8 protein-coding genes, 4 tRNA genes, 3 rRNA genes and 1 riboswitch are annotated in these 15161 nt (G+C 52.9%); of the genes, 13 read left to right on the top strand and 2 right to left on the bottom strand.

What is annotated here, in order from left to right; all coding sequences use genetic code 11:
• The first annotated feature begins 152 nt into the window (after nt 1-152).
• Nucleotides 153-1070, top strand: coding sequence for a DNA-binding transcriptional regulator OxyR (gene oxyR / locus KGP16_RS25540; RefSeq protein ID WP_021181915.1), 918 nt, complete (start codon nt 153-155; stop codon nt 1068-1070).
• Here the strand turns inward: oxyR and sthA are convergent.
• On the bottom strand, nt 1053-2450 hold the full coding sequence (sthA, locus tag KGP16_RS25535; RefSeq protein ID WP_021807209.1) for a Si-specific NAD(P)(+) transhydrogenase: 1398 nt from the start codon (nt 2448-2450) through the stop codon (nt 1053-1055). The genes oxyR and sthA overlap by 18 nt on opposite strands.
• A gap of 214 nt (nt 2451-2664) precedes the next feature.
• Between sthA and fabR the strand changes: the two genes are divergently transcribed.
• Nucleotides 2665-3297, top strand: coding sequence for an HTH-type transcriptional repressor FabR (gene fabR, locus KGP16_RS25530; RefSeq protein ID WP_024482854.1), 633 nt, complete (start codon nt 2665-2667; stop codon nt 3295-3297).
• 13 nt (nt 3298-3310) lie between these two features.
• Nucleotides 3311-3673 carry a YijD family membrane protein gene (locus KGP16_RS25525; RefSeq protein ID WP_021807207.1) on the top strand — a complete coding sequence of 121 codons (363 nt, stop codon included), beginning with the start codon at nt 3311-3313 and terminating at the stop codon, nt 3671-3673.
• A gap of 64 nt (nt 3674-3737) precedes the next feature.
• Here KGP16_RS25525 and trmA read toward each other — a convergent pair whose 3' ends face one another.
• Nucleotides 3738-4838 carry a tRNA (uridine(54)-C5)-methyltransferase TrmA gene (gene trmA / locus KGP16_RS25520; RefSeq protein ID WP_021807206.1) on the bottom strand — a complete coding sequence of 367 codons (1101 nt, stop codon included), beginning with the start codon at nt 4836-4838 and terminating at the stop codon, nt 3738-3740.
• A gap of 120 nt (nt 4839-4958) precedes the next feature.
• Nucleotides 4959-5174, top strand: a riboswitch (cobalamin riboswitch).
• Nucleotides 5175-5247: 73 nt separating this feature from the next.
• On the opposite strand from trmA, the gene btuB reads away from it, so the two are divergent.
• The 10 genes from btuB (at nt 5248) to ytfQ (ending at nt 15142) form a co-directional block, all read left to right on the top strand.
• The gene (btuB, locus tag KGP16_RS25515; protein WP_371822723.1) at nt 5248-7128 is read left to right on the top strand and encodes a TonB-dependent vitamin B12 receptor BtuB; all 1881 of its coding nucleotides are present in this window, start codon (nt 5248-5250) and stop codon (nt 7126-7128) included.
• Nucleotides 7073-7936 carry a glutamate racemase gene (gene murI, locus KGP16_RS25510; protein ID WP_037376430.1) on the top strand — a complete coding sequence of 288 codons (864 nt, stop codon included), beginning with the start codon at nt 7073-7075 and terminating at the stop codon, nt 7934-7936. The genes btuB and murI overlap by 56 nt, the downstream gene beginning before the upstream one ends.
• Nucleotides 7937-8365: 429 nt before the next feature.
• Nucleotides 8366-9906, top strand: a 16S ribosomal RNA gene (locus KGP16_RS25505).
• A gap of 75 nt (nt 9907-9981) precedes the next feature.
• Nucleotides 9982-10058: transfer RNA gene (locus KGP16_RS25500), tRNA-Ile, on the top strand.
• Nucleotides 10059-10166: 108 nt separating this feature from the next.
• Nucleotides 10167-10242: transfer RNA gene (locus KGP16_RS25495), tRNA-Ala, on the top strand.
• A 220-nt stretch (nt 10243-10462) separates the two neighbouring features.
• A 23S ribosomal RNA gene (locus KGP16_RS25490) occupies nt 10463-13370 on the top strand.
• A gap of 102 nt (nt 13371-13472) precedes the next feature.
• Nucleotides 13473-13588: ribosomal RNA gene (rrf, locus tag KGP16_RS25485) — 5S ribosomal RNA — on the top strand.
• The 16S, 23S and 5S rRNA genes sit together here with 4 tRNA genes alongside, the layout of an rRNA operon.
• Before the next feature lie 94 nt (nt 13589-13682).
• Nucleotides 13683-13759, top strand: a tRNA-Asp gene (locus KGP16_RS25480).
• 53 nt (nt 13760-13812) lie between these two features.
• Nucleotides 13813-13888 (top strand) — tRNA-Trp (locus KGP16_RS25475).
• 297 nt (nt 13889-14185) lie between these two features.
• Complete coding sequence (ytfQ, locus tag KGP16_RS25470; protein ID WP_021807362.1) at nt 14186-15142, top strand: galactofuranose ABC transporter, galactofuranose-binding protein YtfQ; 957 nt, start codon at nt 14186-14188, stop codon at nt 15140-15142.
• The last annotated feature ends 19 nt before the right edge of the window (nt 15143-15161 follow it).

The raw sequence follows: 15161 nt of genomic DNA, 5'->3' as shown, positions 1-15161 counted from the left end.
AATTAACCCCTTAATTAGAAAAATGAATTTTTTATGTTGGCGCCGTTGCGCTTCGTTGGGGGACATTATTCACTGCGGGGCTTGATAGTTCTAATCACTCGTTGCTATCTTATCTATCGCCATGAGCTATCATGGCCAGGAGGGAAACAACAATGAATATTCGTGATTTAGAGTATCTGGTCGCCTTGGCCGAGCACCGCCACTTCCGGCGCGCTGCCGACTCATGCCATGTCAGCCAACCAACATTGAGTGGGCAGATCCGTAAGCTGGAAGACGAGTTGGGCGTGATGCTGCTTGAGCGGACCAGCCGTAAGGTGCTTTTCACACAGGCAGGCTTACTGTTGGTGGAGCAGGCGCGCACCGTGCTACGCGAAGTCAAAGTCTTGAAGGAAATGGCCAGCCAGCAGGGGGAGGCGATGTCCGGGCCGTTGCATATCGGCCTGATCCCTACCGTGGGGCCTTATCTGCTGCCGCAGATTATCCCGACGCTGCATAAATCCTTTCCCAAGTTGGAAATGTACCTGCACGAAGCACAAACCCATCAACTGCTGGCACAGCTGGACAGCGGCAAGTTGGACTGCGCTATTCTTGCCCTGGTGAAAGAGACCGAAGCCTTCATCGAAGTGCCTTTGTTCGATGAGCCGATGCAATTGGCAGTCTATTCCGACCATCCGTGGGCGCAGCGCGAACGCGTGGCGATGGCCGATTTGGCGGGTGAAAAACTGCTGATGCTGGAAGATGGCCACTGTTTACGCGATCAGGCGCTGGGCTTTTGCTTCCAGGCCGGTGCGGATGAGGATACCCACTTCCGCGCGACCAGTCTGGAAACGCTGCGTAATATGGTTGCCGCAGGCAGTGGGATAACGCTGTTACCCGCCTTGGCGGTGCCGCGTGAGCGTGAGCGTGACGGCGTGTGCTATCTGGAGTGCTACAAACCGGAACCGAAGCGCACCATTGCTCTGGTGTATCGCCCCGGCTCCCCGCTGCGTAGCCGCTATGAGCAGTTGGCCGAGGCTATTCGCGAACACATGCAGAACTACCTGGACGCGAACTTAAAACAGGCGGTTTAAGCCGTTTAGCGCTGCCACACGGTAGGCTTCGGCCATGGTCGGATAGTTGAAGGTGGTATTGACGAAATACTCGATGGTATTACCTTCACCTTTCTGTTCCATGATCGCCTGACCGATGTGAATGATCTCTGCCGCACGCTCACCAAAGCAGTGGATCCCCAGGATCTGCAAGGTATCGCGATGGAACAGGATCTTCAGGCTACCCACGTTCATGCCGGCAATCTGCGCCCGAGCCAGGTGTTTGAACTGGGCGCGGCCCACTTCGTAGGGCACTTTCATCGCCGTCAGTTCCTGCTCGGTTTTACCGACGGAGCTGATTTCTGGAATGGTATAAATGCCCGTTGGAATGTCTTCGATCAGATGCCCGCTGGCTTCCCCAGAGGAGATGGCCTGAGCGGCGATGCGTCCCTGATCATAAGCAGCAGACGCCAGACTCGGATAGCCGATCACGTCACCCACGGCATAAATGTGGGATACGGCGGTCTGATACATGCTGTTGACCTTCAGCAGGCCACGGCTGTCTGATTCCAGACCCACATTTTCCAGGCCTAGCGCATCGGTATTACCGGTACGGCCATTGGCGTACAGCAGGCAATCGGCCTTCACTTTTTTGCCGGATTTCAGATGCACAATCACGCCATCGTCGGTACCCTCGATCTTCTCGAACTCTTCATTGTGGCGGATCACCACGCCGTTATTCCAGAAGTGGTAAGACAGAGAATCTGACATCTCCTGATCGAGGAACGCCAGCAGCCGATCGCGGGTGTTGATCAAATCCACCTTCACGTTCAAACCGCGGAAGATAGAAGCATATTCGCAGCCAATCACCCCAGCGCCGTAGATAATCACGTGGCGTGGCTCGTGGTTCAGCTCCAGGATGGAGTCGCTGTCATAAATGCGCGAGTGGTTAAAATCAACGCCGTTCGGATGATAAGGGCGTGAACCACAGGCGATCACAATATGGTCGGCGCGGATGGTATCCTGCGTGCCATCCATATAGCTTACGCTGACGGTGTTGGCGTCGATAAACTTGGCGTTACCGGCGAACAGCTTGCACTGGTTACGTTCGTAGAACCCTTGGCGCATGCGCGTTTGCTGGTTAATCACGCTGTCGGCGTGGCGTAAAATGTCAGGGAAGGTGGCACTAAGGGTGCGGGAGTTATTGTAAAGCGGGTTCTGGTTGAATTCGATAATGCGGCTGACGGCGTGGCGGAGGGCTTTTGAGGGGATGGTTCCCCAGTGAGTACAGCCGCCGCCCACGTTATTGTACCGTTCGATCACGGCCACGCGGGCACCTTGTTTCACCAGACCCATGGCTGCGCCTTCACCACCAGGGCCGGAGCCGATGATAATGGCATCAAATTGATAGTGTTGTTGCATGTAGGAGAGACCTGTTCTTATACAAATTTACAACGGTATCTTAACATCATAGCGCTGCGTGCCCAATTACCATTAGCCTTTTTGTGGCAAAGCACAATCGGTGTGGCCTAGAACTGTGACAAAGCGCGTTTGTATAAATGCTGTTGCAATAAATTTGCTATATTGCCAGTTCTGCGGCGTTAGACTGAAGAAGGGAAGTCATCCGGATATGCAAATGGGCGTCAGAGCACAACAAAAAGAACGCACTCGTCGTTCCCTCATTGAGGCGGCTTTCAGCCAACTGAGTGCCGAGCGCAGTTTTGCCAGCCTGAGCCTGCGTGAAGTCTCACGAGAGGCGGGCATCGCGCCCACGTCTTTCTATCGTCATTTTCGCGATGTGGATGAGCTTGGGCTCACCATGGTTGACGAAAGCGGCCTGATGCTGCGCCAATTGATGCGCCAGGCACGCCAGCGTATTGCCAAAGGCGGCAGCGTGATCCGCACGTCGGTATCGACCTTTATGGAGTTTATCGGCAATAATCCCAACGCCTTTCGGCTGTTGCTGCGTGAACGTTCCGGCACCTCGGCCGCGTTTCGTGCGGCGGTAGCACGGGAAATCCAACATTTTATCGCCGAACTGGCAGATTACCTTGAGCTGGAAAACCATATGCCGCGTAGTTTTACCGAGGCGCAGGCGGAAGCTATGGTGACGATTGTGTTCAGTGCCGGTGCGGAAGCGCTGGATATTGATATTGAACAACGGCGGCAGCTCGAAGAAAGGTTAGTGTTGCAACTGCGGATGATTTCCAAAGGAGCCTATTACTGGTATCGCCGCGAACAAGAAAAAGCATCTGTATCCCACGTATAACAAGGTGAAAGTCATGGAAAAACTAAGCCGTGAGAATGGTACTTTACTGCTGGCGTTGATTGCCGGCCTGTCCGTAAACGGTTCCTTTGCCGCGCTGTTCAGTTCGGTGGTGTCGTTTTCAGCGTTCCCGTTGATTGCTTTGGTGTTGGCGGTATATTGCCTGCATCAGCGTTACCTGAACCAGCCAATGCCGGATGGTATGCCAAAACTGGCGGCTGGCTGTTTCCTGTTGGGCGTCCTGGGATATAGCGCGATCGTGCGTGCGGAATACCCGCAGATCGGCTCGAACTTCCTGCCCTCGATTGTCTGCGTGGTGCTGGTGCTCTGGATTGGTTTTCAATTAAAGAAACGCAATACCGTCACTGTTCAGCATTAAAAATGGTTTTATCGAGAAAAGGCACTCCGCGGAGTGCCTTTTTTGGTTTTTGCGCCTGTCTAGATCAGCGGCGTTCGAGCAATACGCCACATTCCATATGATGGGTGTATGGGAACTGATCGAATAGAGCCAGGCGAGTGATTTTGTGCGTGGTCTGCAGCGTATCCAGATTGGCGCACAGGGTCTCCGGGTTGCAGGAGATGTAAAGGATGCGTGGATAGGTCTGCACCATCTTCACCGTTTCCTCATCCAGCCCGCTGCGCGGCGGATCGACGAAAATCGTCTCACAGTTATAGCTGCTCAGATCGATCCCTTTTAACCGGTTGAACTCGCGAGCGCCGTTCATTGCCTGAGTGAAGTCTTCCGCCGCCATACGGATAATCTGCACGTTGTCGATATTATTGGCCGCGATGTTGTACTGCGCCGCCGCCACCGAAGGCTTGGCAATTTCAGTGGCTAATACCCGCTCGAAGTTGCGGGCCAGGGCCAGCGAGAAGTTGCCGTTACCGCAATACAGCTCCAGCAGATCCCCTTTTGAACCTTGGGTGACATCCAGCGCCCATTCCAGCATTTGCACGTTCATGGCGGCGTTTGGCTGGGTGAAGCTGTTTTCGACCTGGCGATAAATCATTGCGCGGCCAGCGACCGGCAGCACTTCGTCGACGTAGTCCTGATCCAGCATGATTTTCATCTTCGAGGCGCGGCCAATCAGTTGCACATCGAAGCCGTCTGCGCGTAACGCATCACGCAGCGCAGTGGCATCTTGCTGCCATTGTTCGTCCAGCTTGCGGTGATACAGCAGCGAGGCAATGATCTTACCGCTCTGCGTAGAAAGATAATCGATCTGGAACAGCTTGTGGCGCAGCACTGGATTGGGCTTGAGGGCCGCCATCAGGGCGCTCATCAGGCGGTTAATCAGCTCGCTGGCCGCCGGGAAGCTATCGACGCGAATACGCTGCTTGGTCTGCTGATCGAACATGATGTGGTACATATCGTCCTCATCATGCCAGATGCGGAATTCCGCACGCATCCGGTAGTGGCTGACTGGCGAGCGAAACACTTCCGGCTCGGGCGCCGTGAACGGTGACATCATGGTCTTCAGGCGGGCTGTTTTCTCCGCCAGTTGGTCGTCATAGCGTTCAATGGGCAAATTCTCGGGCGTCATGGTTTCTCTCGTCAGGCAAATTGGATCAGCGGGGATTGTAGGGAATCAGCCCGTGAAGTCCAGTTTTGTTGTGGTGCTATTTTGCAACACTGTTGGCAATCTAGACATCCATTTTCATTGATTGTAGCATTGCCGTCCGGTCTCAAGCAGCGAGTGAAAAGGGAATCCAGTGCAAATCTGGAGCTGACGCGCAGCGGTATGGGGAAGTCACGGCGATAGCGTTAAATGACGCAGACACTGTCCACTGCAGGATGGGAAGTCATCGCCCGGTGCGGGTTGCCACAGGCAACCGGCAAATCCCAAGCCCGAAAACCTACCGGTGTACGTCGCAATATCCATAGCCGTCGCGAACTACCGGCCGTGGCCCTGCGGCATCCCCAATGAAGTTTGGATGCTTTTTATAATGACAATGATAAAAAATACACTGCTGGCGGTGGTCTCCTCCGCGACGGCATTTTCTGGATGGGCGCAAGATAACACCACGGCTAAAAGTAGCGATGATCTGGTGGTGACCGCCAACCGCTTCCCTCAACCGGTCTCTTCCGTATTGGCGCCCGCCGATGTGGTAACCCGCGAAGATATCGATCGCTGGCAGGCCAAAAGCCTCAATGATGTAATGCGCCGTTTGCCCGGTGTCGATATTTCACAGTACGGCGGTATGGGGCAGGGGTCATCCCTCTCGGTACGCGGCACTGAAGCTCGCCATGTATTGGTTCTGATTGACGGCGTGCCAATGGCCCGTCTGGGGATCAGCAACGGCGTCGATTTTAACCAGGTTCCGTTGGCGCTGGTTCAGCGTGTGGAGTTTATCCGTGGGCCGCGCTCTGCCATTTACGGTTCTGGTGCCATCGGCGGGGTCATCAACATCATTACCCAGACGGATAAAGAGGGCGGAAAAGTCCAGGCGGGGATCGGTTCTAAAGGATACCAGCAGTACGATGGTGCCTTGCGCCAGCGTTTTGATAACACTGTTGCTACCGTTGCGGGCAGCTACCAGATGACCAACGGTTTCAATGTGCAGCCAGGCTCGCCTTATTCGGTCGACAGCGATCGTGATGGTTTCCGTAATAAAAGCTTCTGGGGCGGGTTGGAACAGCAGTTCAATCAGAATTTCTCAGGCTTCGTGCGGGGTTATGGTTATACCAATAACTCGGACTACGATGTCGGCAGTGTACCTTACAGCCCGAAGTACAGTAATGATGAAGACCGCCTGTATAGCCATACCTATGATATGGGGCTGCGTTTCCTGTCTGGGGCTTTCTCTTCTCAACTGACGGGCAGCTATCAGAAACAGAAAGATTACAACTACAGCAGCCAGAATGGCCGTTATGGCATTAGCACTACGCTGGATGATATGGATCAGCGTAACCTGCAATGGGGCAATACCTATGCTTTCGAGCACGGTAGCGTTACCGCCGGTGCCGATTTCCAGCAACAGCGCCTGACCTCTTCCGACAGTTCCTTTGCCGATACCTATAAAAGAGACAACACGGGGCTGTACCTGAGCGGTCAACAGCAGTTTGGCAGCGTGACGCTGGAAGCCTCTGGGCGTGAAGACAAGGCAGGTGACTTTGGTTGGCACGGCACTTGGCAGACTGCGGCAGGTTGGGAGTTTGTTGATGGCTATCGAGCTACCTTATCTTATGGTACGGGTTTCCTGACGCCGTCATTGGGTCAGCAATATGGCTCAAAACGCTTTGGCATTGATTCCAACAGCAACCTCAAGCCGGAAGAGTCCAAACAGTGGGAAATGGGTCTGGAAGGTTTGACCGGGCCATTGGATTGGCGTCTGTCTGCTTACCATTACAAAATCCAGAACCTGATCAACTATGATTCTGACCCGGTGACCTATCAGGGGCAGTATTACAATGTGGATCGGGCAACGATTAAAGGCGTTGAATGGACCGGTAGCTTTGATACCTGGATGTTCACCCACCGTTTGACGCTGCAATATATCGATCCGCGTAATGACCAGACCGATGAGGTGCTGGCGCGCCGTTCGAAACGTCAGGCCAAATATCAGCTGGATTGGACGATGTTCAACCTGGATATGGATGTCTCGTATCAGTACTACGGCAAGCGTTACGACAATATCTCTTCTACTTATAACCCTGAGCAGCGCGTATTGCCGAGTTACAGCACGGTCGACGTGAGCGCCTCATATCCAATAACCTCTCAGCTGACAGTTCGTGGTAGAATTGCCAACCTGTTTGATAAAGATTATGAGACGGCTTATGGCTACGCTACCCCAGGAAGAGAGTACTACCTCACTGGCAGCTATACCTTCTAACGCCACTGCGGCTCCTCGCCCGACGGCGCTGGTTTTTGATTCCGGCGTCGGCGGGTTGTCAGTGTTTCAGGAGGTTCGGCAACTGCTGCCGGATCTCCACTATATCTATGCCTTCGATAACGTGGCATTCCCCTACGGCGAGAAATCCGAAGAGTTCATCGTTGAGCGCGTGCTGGAAATTGTCAGTGCGGTTCAGGAACGTCATCCTTTGGCAATCGTCATCATTGCCTGCAATACCGCCAGTACCGTTTCCTTACCTGCGCTGCGTGAGCGTTTTGCTTTCCCGGTGGTGGGAGTGGTGCCAGCGATCAAGCCTGCTGCCAAACTGACCGCCAACGGTATCGTCGGTTTACTGGCCACGCGCGGTACGGTTCAGCGTACTTATACTCATGAACTGATCGAGCGTTTCGCGACAGATTGCAAAATTGAGCTGTTAGGCTCTTCTGAGCTGGTGGAGCTGGCAGAAGCCAAGCTGCATGGTGAACCTGTGCCGCTGGCAACGCTGAAGAAAATATTGCAGCCGTGGCTGAGCATGCGCGAGCCTCCGGACACGGTCGTGTTGGGCTGTACTCACTTCCCTCTATTATCTGAAGAGCTGATGCAAGTCCTGCCTGAAGGAACGCGTCTGGTGGATTCCGGTGCGGCAATTGCCCGCAGAGCTGCCTGGCTTATCTCTAATCAGGAAAATCTGGTCTCAACTCAGGAAGAGAATCTGGCGTATTGCATGGCGCTGAATGAAGACACCGATGCTTTATTGCCCGTTTTGCAGGGTTATGGCTTTAAATCGTTGAAAAAACTGCCGCTTTAATGGGGTTTTGCTTAAACATTCGACGGTCAGCAAAAAAAATGAATTTAGGGGTTGCGGCGTTCTGAGAACTCCCTATAATGCGCCTCCACTGACCGGGAACAACGACGAACAAGTCGCCCAGCCAGGAAGAAGCAACCCGGTGAAAACACCGCGTCTCGTAAGAGAAAAAGGTTGACTCTTCAGCGGGAAAGCGTAATATGCACCTCCCGCGTTACCGAGAAACTTCACGGTAACGAACGCTCTTTAACAATTTATCAGACAATCTGTGTGGGCACTCACAAGACGATATCCAGCTACTTCGGTAGCAAAAAAATATCAAGTCTTGAAGAGTGACCAAGCAGTCATTCATGCGAATGAATGATTACGAAAGTTAATTTTCGAGCATCGCTGCACCGTTCTTTAATGAACAGTGTCAGCAAATCAAGCTTTTAATTGAAGAGTTTGATCATGGCTCAGATTGAACGCTGGCGGCAGGCCTAACACATGCAAGTCGAGCGGTAGCACAAGGAGCTTGCTCCTGGGTGACGAGCGGCGGACGGGTGAGTAATGTCTGGGAAACTGCCCGATGGAGGGGGATAACTACTGGAAACGGTAGCTAATACCGCATAACGTCTTCGGACCAAAGTGGGGGACCTTCGGGCCTCACACCATCGGATGTGCCCAGATGGGATTAGCTAGTAGGTGAGGTAATGGCTCACCTAGGCGACGATCCCTAGCTGGTCTGAGAGGATGACCAGCCACACTGGAACTGAGACACGGTCCAGACTCCTACGGGAGGCAGCAGTGGGGAATATTGCACAATGGGCGCAAGCCTGATGCAGCCATGCCGCGTGTGTGAAGAAGGCCTTCGGGTTGTAAAGCACTTTCAGCGAGGAGGAAGGGTTCAGTGTTAATAGCACTGTTCATTGACGTTACTCGCAGAAGAAGCACCGGCTAACTCCGTGCCAGCAGCCGCGGTAATACGGAGGGTGCAAGCGTTAATCGGAATTACTGGGCGTAAAGCGCACGCAGGCGGTTTGTTAAGTCAGATGTGAAATCCCCGAGCTTAACTTGGGAACTGCATTTGAAACTGGCAAGCTAGAGTCTTGTAGAGGGGGGTAGAATTCCAGGTGTAGCGGTGAAATGCGTAGAGATCTGGAGGAATACCGGTGGCGAAGGCGGCCCCCTGGACAAAGACTGACGCTCAGGTGCGAAAGCGTGGGGAGCAAACAGGATTAGATACCCTGGTAGTCCACGCTGTAAACGATGTCGACTTGGAGGTTGTGCCCTTGAGGCGTGGCTTCCGGAGCTAACGCGTTAAGTCGACCGCCTGGGGAGTACGGCCGCAAGGTTAAAACTCAAATGAATTGACGGGGGCCCGCACAAGCGGTGGAGCATGTGGTTTAATTCGATGCAACGCGAAGAACCTTACCTACTCTTGACATCCACAGAACTTTCCAGAGATGGATTGGTGCCTTCGGGAACTGTGAGACAGGTGCTGCATGGCTGTCGTCAGCTCGTGTTGTGAAATGTTGGGTTAAGTCCCGCAACGAGCGCAACCCTTATCCTTTGTTGCCAGCGCGTCATGGCGGGAACTCAAAGGAGACTGCCGGTGATAAACCGGAGGAAGGTGGGGATGACGTCAAGTCATCATGGCCCTTACGAGTAGGGCTACACACGTGCTACAATGGCATATACAAAGAGAAGCGAACTCGCGAGAGCAAGCGGACCTCATAAAGTATGTCGTAGTCCGGATCGGAGTCTGCAACTCGACTCCGTGAAGTCGGAATCGCTAGTAATCGTAGATCAGAATGCTACGGTGAATACGTTCCCGGGCCTTGTACACACCGCCCGTCACACCATGGGAGTGGGTTGCAAAAGAAGTAGGTAGCTTAACCTTCGGGAGGGCGCTTACCACTTTGTGATTCATGACTGGGGTGAAGTCGTAACAAGGTAACCGTAGGGGAACCTGCGGTTGGATCACCTCCTTACCTAAAGATATGCAGTTGAGTGCAGTGTCCACACAGATTGTCTGATGAAAAAGTAACGAGCAGAAATACCTTTATAGGCTTGTAGCTCAGGTGGTTAGAGCGCACCCCTGATAAGGGTGAGGTCGGTGGTTCAAGTCCACTCAGGCCTACCAAATTCGCACTTGTGCTGCGTTGCACGCGATACGTTTACACCGTAAACGTCCAGTGAGCATGCCTTGCCTGAGCGAGTGGTAAATAAAGGTTTCTGCAAGTGACTGTATGGGGCTATAGCTCAGCTGGGAGAGCGCCTGCCTTGCACGCAGGAGGTCAGCGGTTCGATCCCGCTTAGCTCCACCATATCCATATGGTCCTTGATAATACTTCAGAGTGTACTGGCAACAGTATGCTGCGAAGTATTTTGCTCTTTAACAATCTGGAACAAGCTGAAAATTGAAACATGACAGCTGAAACTTATCCCTCCGTAGATGTATTGGGGTAAGGATTAACCTGTCATAGAGTCTCTCAAATAAACAGCACGACAGTGTTCTCTGTTTACAGAAACACCTTCGGGTTGTGAGGTTAAGTGACTAAGCGTACACGGTGGATGCCTAGGCAGTCAGAGGCGATGAAGGGCGTGCTAATCTGCGAAAAGTGTCGGTAAGGTGATATGAACCGTTATAACCGGCAATACCCGAATGGGGAAACCCAGTGTGTTTCGACACACTATCGTATGGTGAATACATAGCCATACGAGGCGAACCGGGGGAACTGAAACATCTAAGTACCCCGAGGAAAAGAAATCAACCGAGATTCCCCTAGTAGCGGCGAGCGAACGGGGAACAGCCCAGAACCTGAATCAGTTCTTGTGTTAGTGGAAGCGTCTGGAAAGTCGCGCAGCAAAGGGTGATAGCCCCGTACACTAAAATGCATTAACTGTGAGTTCGATGAGTAGGGCGGGACACGTGACATCCTGTCTGAATATGGGGGGACCATCCTCCAAGGCTAAATACTCCTGACTGACCGATAGTGAACCAGTACCGTGAGGGAAAGGCGAAAAGAACCCCGGCGAGGGGAGTGAAATAGAACCTGAAACCGTGTACGTACAAGCAGTGGGAGCACCTTCGTGGTGTGACTGCGTACCTTTTGTATAATGGGTCAGCGACTTATATTTTGTAGCAAGGTTAACCGTATAGGGGAGCCGTAGGGAAACCGAGTCTTAACTGGGCGAATAGTTGCAAGGTATAGACCCGAAACCCGGTGATCTAGCCATGGGCAGGTTGAAGGTTGGGTAACACTAACTGGAGGACCGAACCGACTAATGTTGAAAAATTAGCGGATGACTTGTGGCTGGGGGTGAAAGGCCAATCAAACCGGGAGATAGCTGGTTCTCCCCGAAAGCTATTTAGGTAGCGCCTCGTGAACTCATCTTCGGGGGTAGAGCACTGTTTCGGCTAGGGGGCCATCCCGGCTTACCAAACCGATGCAAACTCCGAATACCGAAGAATGTTATCACGGGAGACACACGGCGGGTGCTAACGTCCGTCGTGAAGAGGGAAACAACCCAGACCGCCAGCTAAGGTCCCAAAGTCATGGTTAAGTGGGAAACGATGTGGGAAGGCATAGACAGCCAGGATGTTGGCTTAGAAGCAGCCATCATTTAAAGAAAGCGTAATAGCTCACTGGTCGAGTCGGCCTGCGCGGAAGATGTAACGGGGCTAAACCATGCACCGAAGCTGCGGCAGCGACGCTCAGGCGTTGTTGGGTAGGGGAGCGTTCTGTAAGCCGTTGAAGGTGAACTGTGAGGTTTGCTGGAGGTATCAGAAGTGCGAATGCTGACATAAGTAACGATAAAGCGGGTGAAAAACCCGCTCGCCGGAAGACCAAGGGTTCCTGTCCAACGTTAATCGGGGCAGGGTGAGTCGACCCCTAAGGCGAGGCCGAAAGGCGTAGTCGATGGGAAACAGGTTAATATTCCTGTACTCGGTGTTACTGCGAAGGGGGGACGGAGAAGGCTAGGCTAGCCGGGCGACGGTTGTCCCGGTTTAAGCGTGTAGGGGGGTGTTCCTGGTAAATCCGGAACGCTACCAACCCTGAGGCGTGATGACGATGCACTACGGTGCAGAAGTAGTTGATGCCCTGCTTCCAGGAAAAGCCTCTAAGCATCAGGTAACATCAAATCGTACCCCAAACCGACACAGGTGGTCAGGTAGAGAATACCAAGGCGCTTGAGAGAACTCGGGTGAAGGAACTAGGCAAAATGGTGCCGTAACTTCGGGAGAAGGCACGCTGGCGCGTAGGTGAAGAGACTTGCTCTCGGAGCTGAAGCCAGTCGCAGATACCAGCTGGCTGCAACTGTTTAATAAAAACACAGCACTGTGCAAACACGAAAGTGGACGTATACGGTGTGACGCCTGCCCGGTGCTGGAAGGTTAATTGATGGGGTCAGCCGCAAGGCGAAGCTCTTGATCGAAGCCCCAGTAAACGGCGGCCGTAACTATAACGGTCCTAAGGTAGCGAAATTCCTTGTCGGGTAAGTTCCGACCTGCACGAATGGCGTAATGATGGCCAGGCTGTCTCCACCCGAGACTCAGTGAAATTGAACTCGCTGTGAAGATGCAGTGTACCCGCGGCAAGACGGAAAGACCCCGTGAACCTTTACTATAGCTTGACACTGAACATTGAGCCTTGATGTGTAGGATAGGTGGGAGGCTTTGAAGTGTGGACGCCAGTCTGCATGGAGCCAACCTTGAAATACCACCCTTTAATGTTTGATGTTCTAACTCGGCCCCGTAATCCGGGGTGAGGACAGTGTCTGGTGGGTAGTTTGACTGGGGCGGTCTCCTCCCAAAGAGTAACGGAGGAGCACGAAGGTTAGCTAATCACGGTCGGACATCGTGAGGTTAGTGCAAAGGCATAAGCTAGCTTGACTGCGAGAGTGACGGCTCGAGCAGGTACGAAAGTAGGTCTTAGTGATCCGGTGGTTCTGAATGGAAGGGCCATCGCTCAACGGATAAAAGGTACTCCGGGGATAACAGGCTGATACCGCCCAAGAGTTCATATCGACGGCGGTGTTTGGCACCTCGATGTCGGCTCATCACATCCTGGGGCTGAAGTAGGTCCCAAGGGTATGGCTGTTCGCCATTTAAAGTGGTACGCGAGCTGGGTTTAGAACGTCGTGAGACAGTTCGGTCCCTATCTGCCGTGGGCGTTGGAAGATTGAGAGGGGTTGCTCCTAGTACGAGAGGACCGGAGTGAACGCACCACTGGTGTTCGGGTTGTCATGCCAATGGCACTGCCCGGTAGCTAAGTGCGGAAAAGATAAGCGCTGAAAGCATCTAAGCGCGAAACTTGCCTCGAGATGAGTCTTCCCTGGGCCTTTAAGGTCCCTGAAGGAACGTTTAAGACTAAGACGTTGATAGGCTGGGTGTGTAAGTGCAGCGATGCATTGAGCTAACCAGTACTAATGATCCGTGAGGCTTAACCTTACAACACCGAAGGTGTTTTAGAGTAGACGACAATTTTCAGCGAAGTTCCGAGATTGGTTCTGGTGGTTACGAAAGTAACGGCCAAGAATGAAACAGAATTTGCCTGGCGGCAATAGCGCGGTGGTCCCACCTGACCCCATGCCGAACTCAGAAGTGAAACGCCGTAGCGCCGATGGTAGTGTGGGGTCTCCCCATGCGAGAGTAGGACACTGCCAGGCATCAAATAAACGTTATCAGTATGACACCTGGTAATGCGCGAAATCACCCAGGTGGTTTTGCCAGCATCGAAAGATGCGACGTAAAAGAATCGGTGGAGCGGTAGTTCAGTTGGTTAGAATACCTGCCTGTCACGCAGGGGGTCGCGGGTTCGAGCCCCGTCCGTTCCGCCACTTATTTAAATTATGCCTGCTAACTTTAGCAGGCATAATGTTAAGCGTAATTTAGGGGCGTAGCTCAGTTGGTAGAGCACCGGTCTCCAAAACCGGGTGTCGCGAGTTCGAGTCTCTCCGCCCCTGCCATATTAGAAACCCTTTGCGAAAGCGAAGGGTTTTTTTTGCTTTCTACTCGCCTAAAATTGCCATTCCTGCCGCTAGCGCGTACAAAATTCCCGCCGAAATCGTTCCCAATTTAGACATTTCTAGCTGTATCTATGTACAAAATGGTTGTAATCCCGCGCTGTGATATCGCTCATCATTCCTGTCTGTATTTCAACTACACCTTATAAGCCCCACGAGTTTGTTGGGCACACTCGATGAAAGCGAATATACCCACAGCCATCTCTGTCTGATCGATTCAGGCAGAGCGAGGAGAAAAACATGGTTAAGCGTTTACTGTTAGCGGCCGCCGTAAGCGGCGTGTTGATGGGAGCGGCGCAGGCTGCCCCCTTGGTTGTCGGCTTTTCTCAGATTGGTTCTGAATCAGGATGGCGTTCGGCAGAAACCAAAGTGGCGAAACAGGAGGCGGAAAAACGGGGTATTACGCTGAAAATCGCCGATGCACAGCAAAAGCAGGAAAACCAGATCAAGGCGGTGAGATCCTTTATTGCTCAGGGCGTTGACGCCATCTTCATTGCGCCGGTGGTGGCCACCGGTTGGACTCCGGTATTGCAGGAAGCGAAAGAGGCCAAAATTCCGGTCTTCCTGCTGGATCGCATGATCGAAGTGAACGATCCCTCGCTGTATACCGCAGCCGTCGCCTCTGACAGCGTCCATGAAGGAAAAGTCGCAGGCGAATGGCTAGTGAAAGCCGTTGCGGGCAAGCCCTGTAACGTGGTGGAACTGCAAGGCACCGTTGGGGCCAGCGTGGCCATTAACCGCAAGAAAGGCTTTGCGGATGGTATTGCCTCTGCCGACAACGTCAAAATCATCCGTTCGCAGTCCGGTGACTTTACTCGCAGCAAGGGTAAAGAAGTGATGGAAAGCTTTATCAAGGCTGAACAGAACGGCAAAAACATCTGCGCCGTCTATGCACATAACGACGATATGGCCATTGGTGCCATCCAGGCGATCAAAGAAGCTGGCCTCAAACCGGGCTCACAGATCAAGGTTGTTTCCATCGACGGCGTGCCGGATATCTTTAAAGCAATGATGGAAGGGGAAGCCAACGCCACGGTTGAACTGACGCCAAATATGGCAGGACCTGCGTTTGATGCCTTGATTGCATTGAAAAAAGACGGCACACAGCCACAGAAATTTATCCAGACCGAGTCGAAACTGCTGCAGCCTGAAACGGCCAGACAGGAATACGATATGAAGAAAAGCATGGGATATTGATCGTTAACAGGCGGAGCAG

Source organism: Serratia sp. JSRIV006 (genome assembly GCF_019968685.1).
GTDB lineage: Bacteria > Pseudomonadota > Gammaproteobacteria > Enterobacterales > Enterobacteriaceae > Chania > Chania fonticola_B.
Note: the sequence above shows the minus strand (reverse complement) of the source record. Positions and strands in the feature narration are given on the sequence as shown.

What these genes read in the sequence shown, in the direction of transcription:
- sthA (WP_021807209.1), bottom strand. Translation starts at nt 2,450, where the DNA reads ATGCAACAACACTATCAATTTGATGCCATTATCATCGGCTCCGGCCCT.
- oxyR (WP_021181915.1), top strand. Translation starts at nt 153, where the DNA reads ATGAATATTCGTGATTTAGAGTATCTGGTCGCCTTGGCCGAGCACCGC.
- trmA (WP_021807206.1), bottom strand. Translation starts at nt 4,838, where the DNA reads ATGACGCCCGAGAATTTGCCCATTGAACGCTATGACGACCAACTGGCG.
- fabR (WP_024482854.1), top strand. Translation starts at nt 2,665, where the DNA reads ATGGGCGTCAGAGCACAACAAAAAGAACGCACTCGTCGTTCCCTCATT.
- btuB (WP_371822723.1), top strand. Translation starts at nt 5,248, where the DNA reads ATGATAAAAAATACACTGCTGGCGGTGGTCTCCTCCGCGACGGCATTT.
- KGP16_RS25525 (WP_021807207.1), top strand. Translation starts at nt 3,311, where the DNA reads ATGGAAAAACTAAGCCGTGAGAATGGTACTTTACTGCTGGCGTTGATT.
- murI (WP_037376430.1), top strand. Translation starts at nt 7,073, where the DNA reads ATGGCTACGCTACCCCAGGAAGAGAGTACTACCTCACTGGCAGCTATA.
- ytfQ (WP_021807362.1), top strand. Translation starts at nt 14,186, where the DNA reads ATGGTTAAGCGTTTACTGTTAGCGGCCGCCGTAAGCGGCGTGTTGATG.